Below are 3,012 nucleotides of genomic sequence, written 5' to 3' on the forward strand. Positions count from 1 at the left end.
GAGTTACGTCGTCCCGAAGCCCCCGCATCGGCCGCCGTCGTCGATGGGATCGTCGAGTCGGCGGGCCCGTTCTTTGACGGGGTTCGCTGGGCAGAGCGGGATGAGATATGGGTTGGCCAGCGCCCGCTAAGTCCCGACGGGCGTCCGCTGGTGGGACCGGTCGCTGAGAACCGCGTCTTCGTCGCGGGCGGGCACGGCATGTGGGGCATGAAGCAGGGCCCGGCGACGGGCCGGCTGTTGGCCGAGCAGATCACCACGGGCAAGCAGCCACCAGGCCTGCGCGAATTCGACCCGCTGCGCTAGACCCGGCGTGATCAGCGACTTTGAAGGCTGGCAAACCGTGGTGTAGCTTCGATGGGCACAACATCTGGGGCTATGGCGCAGCTGGTAGCGCACCACACTGGCAGTGTGGGGGTCAGGGGTTCGAGTCCCCTTAGCTCCACCAGAATAACTGCAGCTCACAGCCCTAAAAATATCCTTGGGTCATCGCCGAGCGCGCCAACGGATACACGTTTCAGGCGATTGCCGATGGGTTGATGGCCGACGGTATTTCCACCGCTCGGGGGCAAGTCCCGGTGGTACTCAGCGACTATCAAGGCTGTGATGACTAGCGACAACGCCGCCGTGCTCGGATAGGTGGCAGCGGGGTGAAATCTGACGGGAACCGTTGGGTTGCAGCGGGTTCGATTGCCCCAAGCTGACCTGAGGCCCCTTCAATAGGGTGTTGTCGGATTGGCGTTCGACGGGTCGCGGAAACCATTGGTCACCAGTCACTTCCGACGCAACCCAAAGCTTCGTATGCTTCTAATGCGCTGCAAGTCTCGCGATTTCAGGAACGATATAACGCGCGAAATATGCGCGCAAGCCCTCGTCATCGATCGGAATCAGGCTCTCGGGTGTCAGGAAACTGATCATTCGATGACCTAAAGTGTTGGCGCGAACGAAGGCGGGCTACGACGTGTGTTCTGACCTACAGCTTCACAGTCGATCTGCCGAGAAAGGTGCGGTACAGAGCAGGCTCCGGGGGGCTTCCCGGGCACAGAGCCGGCCCTGAGGACCAACTATTGGACGATGTCCTTCCGTGCGGCGAGCCAGCGACCGAGTGCGGGTACGAAGCGCCGCGCGTGGTACGCGACGTGAGCTTCCGGCGTCACCGGCACGATTGACTTCTTCTTCGCGACAGCGTGCACGATGCGTTCGGCAACCTTGTCGGGCGTGTAGTGCCGCTTCTCATACAAACGATCGAATTTCTGTTGCTTGTCGGCTTCGGTTCTCGCGCTGACGCCGGAGAATTGAGTGTTCGCAATGATATTGGTGTGCACGATGCCGGGGCAGATGGTGCTTACGCTGATGCCCGAGGTGGCCAATTCGGCGCGTAGGCAGTCGGAAAACATGAACACCGCGGCCTTGCTCGTCGAGTATGCGGTGAAACTCTGCTGCGGCGTGTATGCGGCCATCGAGGCCAGATTCACAATGTGGCCGCCTGAACCGCGCTCGACCATTTTTTCTCCGAACGCGCGGCAGCCGTTGATCACGCCGTAGAAGTTGATGTCCATCACTCGGTGGAACGACTTCGACGGGGTTGCCAGGAAGGCTCCGGCCTGTCCGATGCCGGCGTTGTTGATCAGGATGTCTGGCACAGCGTGTCTTTCGGCGACTTCGTCGGCGTGCGCGTGCATTGCGGCCTCATCGGCAACGTCGAGTTGGTAGGCGTATGCGGTGCCGCCGGCGTCGTCGATCATCGCCGCGGTTTGTTTCGCGGCATCGAGGTTGACATCGGAAAGGACGACCTCGGCGCCGCGCCGCGCGAAGGCGAGCGCCGTTTCTCGTCCGATGCCGCTTCCGCCGCCGGTGATCACCAGCAGCTTGCCGTGGAAAGTCGAGGGGTTCTTGGTCATTCGAGTCCTTCATTGTCATGTCGGTCGGGGTCGTGGCGCTGTTGACCGAGGCTGATCGGTCGCGCATCAGCCGCGACCCTGCATCATCCAGAGCTGTTGTATCAGGCGGTAAACGGGTTATGCGCCGGGAGTGGCTTGATCAGCGGAGCAAGCAGCTTGCCGGACTGTTCGGTGGTCAACACGTCCGCCGGGTCGAGCGCAATGATCTCGCGGACCGTCTCGTCGTACTCCCAGACGTCCTCGCCGATCAGCCGGCCCTGGTCGTCATAGGGCCAGATCATGTGCTCGGCGCTCTTTACCAGGTAGGTTGCCGCGGGGTCGACGGGGACGCCGTCGGCCGCAATGATGCTGCCCGGGGTCTGCTGGTACACGGTCGATGTCGAGACGATCATGTGGTCGCTGACCGCGAGCTTCTCGTCATCGGTGTAGAAGACACTCTGTCCCATGCGGGTCCACTCCCGATAAACCTCCTGAACGGCCTCGGCCCCATCAAGCGTGATGACCTTACCGAGCATGTTGAAGTGATAGACCGGTTTCTCGACCGTCATGTCGGGAGCGAAGATCTCCTCCCAGCGGCCGGCCATCTCCAGGTACCGGTGCCGGTTGTAGGCGTGCAGCAGATAGAGGTGGCGCGGATTCTCCGTCGTCTCGATCAGTCGCTCCACGGCGATGTTGGTCTTCGTGATGTCGAAGCGGCTCATTTTCGGTTCCTTACTTTCTGGGGGCGACTCTTACCGCCCTCGGATGGTTGGTGTCAGGCTGACACGAATTGGTCGCGCAACTGGGTCTTCTTGAACTTTCCGGTGGCCGTGCAGGGGATGGCCGCCACGAACTCGAAGCGGTCGGGCAGTTGCCATTTGGCGAACTCCTGCGCAAGGTGCTCGCGTAGCTCTTGAGCCGAGGTCTCGGCGCCGGCGCGAAGTGACACGACCGCGAGTGGACGCTCGCCCCAACGGTCGTCAGGTACGGCGATGACGGCGGCTTGGGCGACCGCCGGGTGGCACATGAGCCGGTTCTCCAGATCAACCGAGGAGATCCACTCGCCGCCGGATTTCACGAGATCCTTTGAGCGGTCGCAGATCCGGATGCAACCGTGCGCAACGATGCGCACCAC

At 62.0% G+C, this 3,012-nt stretch carries 3 protein-coding genes, 1 tRNA gene and 1 pseudogene; 2 read left to right on the plus strand and 3 right to left on the minus strand.

Translation table 11 applies throughout. The annotated features are described in order from the left end of the window. Together WBF82_RS19840 and WBF82_RS19845 are read left to right on the plus strand one after the other, a co-directional pair. Nucleotides 1–303: NAD(P)/FAD-dependent oxidoreductase (locus WBF82_RS19840; protein ID WP_424384649.1), on the plus strand; the 303-nt coding region annotated here is incomplete at its 5' end. A 66-nt stretch (nucleotides 304–369) separates the two neighbouring features. Continuing rightward, a tRNA-Ala gene (locus WBF82_RS19845) sits at nucleotides 370–445 on the plus strand. Nucleotides 446–1,061: 616 nt separating this feature from the next. Here the strand turns inward: WBF82_RS19845 and WBF82_RS19850 are convergent. The 3 genes and pseudogenes from WBF82_RS19850 to WBF82_RS19860 all read right to left on the minus strand — a co-directional run. Continuing rightward, a pseudogene (locus WBF82_RS19850) lies at nucleotides 1,062–1,907 on the minus strand (SDR family NAD(P)-dependent oxidoreductase); the annotation flags it as partial. A gap of 92 nt (nucleotides 1,908–1,999) precedes the next feature. Continuing rightward, complete coding sequence (locus tag WBF82_RS19855; RefSeq protein WP_424384650.1) at nucleotides 2,000–2,599, minus strand: hypothetical protein; 600 nt, start codon at nucleotides 2,597–2,599, stop codon at nucleotides 2,000–2,002. Between the two features lie 53 nt (nucleotides 2,600–2,652). Beyond that, on the minus strand, nucleotides 2,653–3,012 hold a 360-nt coding region (locus WBF82_RS19860), incomplete at its 5' end, for an AMP-binding enzyme (RefSeq protein ID WP_424384651.1).

This window comes from Mycobacterium sp., from assembly GCF_049673265.1.
Lineage (GTDB): Bacteria > Actinomycetota > Actinomycetes > Mycobacteriales > Mycobacteriaceae > Mycobacterium.

What these genes read in the sequence shown, in the direction of transcription:
- WBF82_RS19855 (WP_424384650.1), bottom strand. Translation starts at nt 2,599, where the DNA reads ATGAGCCGCTTCGACATCACGAAGACCAACATCGCCGTGGAGCGACTG.